The organism is Luteimonas sp. A478 (assembly GCF_054052025.1).
Map to the genome: position 1 here is coordinate 1 of NZ_JBSVRF010000018.1, position 1,247 is coordinate 1,247.

At 60.5% G+C, this 1,247-nt stretch carries 2 protein-coding genes; both read right to left on the reverse strand.

Annotated elements, in window-relative coordinates; all coding sequences use genetic code 11:
- Positions 1-36: 36 nt before the first annotated feature.
- Positions 37-870, reverse strand: a complete 834-nt coding sequence (locus ACW7G3_RS14185) for an IS3 family transposase (RefSeq protein ID WP_456983565.1) — start codon at positions 868-870, stop codon at positions 37-39.
- Positions 834-1,196: a transposase gene (locus tag ACW7G3_RS14190; RefSeq protein ID WP_456983563.1), complete on the reverse strand. Its 363-nt coding sequence runs from the start codon at positions 1,194-1,196 to the stop codon at positions 834-836. Before ACW7G3_RS14190 ends, ACW7G3_RS14185 begins: the two co-directional genes overlap by 37 nt.
- Between the last annotated feature and the right edge of the window lie 51 nt (positions 1,197-1,247).

Genomic DNA, 1,247 nt, shown 5'->3' on the forward strand with positions numbered 1-1,247 from the left:
GGGACTTCATCCGTTTTTGTTGACACTGACGTTGTATCACGCGGCCGCCTCAAACTGCACTGGCGACCGGTATCCCAGGCTCGAGTGCAACCGCAGTTCGTTGTAGTACGTAATGTAGCGCGTGAGCACGCTGCGTAAGGAACAGTCGTCATCGAAGCGGACGCCATGGTAGATGTCGCTTTTCAATGACTTGAAGAACGACTCCATCGCCGCATTATCGGTGACGTACCGCGGCCGGTTCATGCTTTGCTGCATGGACAGGACCCGCAGCCGATCACGGAAGGCGTAGCTCGCGTATTCGCTTCCCCGATCACTATGGAAGAGCACCCCGGGCGAGGGGCGTCGCAATCGCACTGCCTGGTTGAGAGCTGCCAGTGTCAGGGAGACATCGCGGCGAAGCCCCAAGGTCCAGCCGATCACCAATCGCGAGTAGCGGTCCATGACCACGGCCAGGTACCGCCAGCGGTCCCGAACCTTCAGATAAGTCACATCGCCCACCCAGACATGGTCCATCCGGGTGGCGGGTGTATCCAGGTGCGAGTTGGCCACTCCACCGTAAAACACCGTGTGGCCCACGTGTCGCCGGTAGAGCTTCGCGCTGCGTGCCTTCAAGCCATGCTCTCGCATCAATCTCGCCACGCGTTTGTTGCTGATCTGGATGCCCTCATCGCGCAGCGCCGCATGAACCCGTGGACTGCCGTAACAGCCCGCTGATGCCTCGAATATCCGACGGATGAGGCGCACCAACTCCACGTCGTCCAAGGCCGTCGCGCTGGGCGGACGCTTGCGCCAGGCGTAGTAGCCAGCGGCAGTGACACCATAGAGGCGGCACATCACTTGGAGCCGGTTCCCTTCCCGCTGGGAGTGGATGAAGGCGAACGCTTCACCCTTTGTTCGGAAGAGAACCGGATGGCTTTTTTTAAAAGGGCATGCTCCTCCTGCAGGCGCGCGTGATCCCGCCTGAGCTGGCGCAGTTCACGCAGCTCAGCCTGGGTCTCGGGATCGATCTCGACGTGTTTGGCCACCCACTTTCCCTCGCGATGCTCTTTGCGCCAACGAGACAGCATGAAGGGGTGGATGTCCAGCGATGCCGCCACATCCTGGACGGCCACGCCCGGCAGCTGACTCAGGCGGACCGCCGTGGATTTGAACTCTTCGCTATAGCGATAAATCTTCCGAAGGCCGGGCTTGGCCATGTGACACCTCTCGTTAGGTGAGGGTGTCAACTAAAGCGGATGAGGTTCCGC

What these genes read in the sequence shown, in the direction of transcription:
- ACW7G3_RS14190 (WP_456983563.1), bottom strand. Translation starts at nt 1,196, where the DNA reads ATGGCCAAGCCCGGCCTTCGGAAGATTTATCGCTATAGCGAAGAGTTC.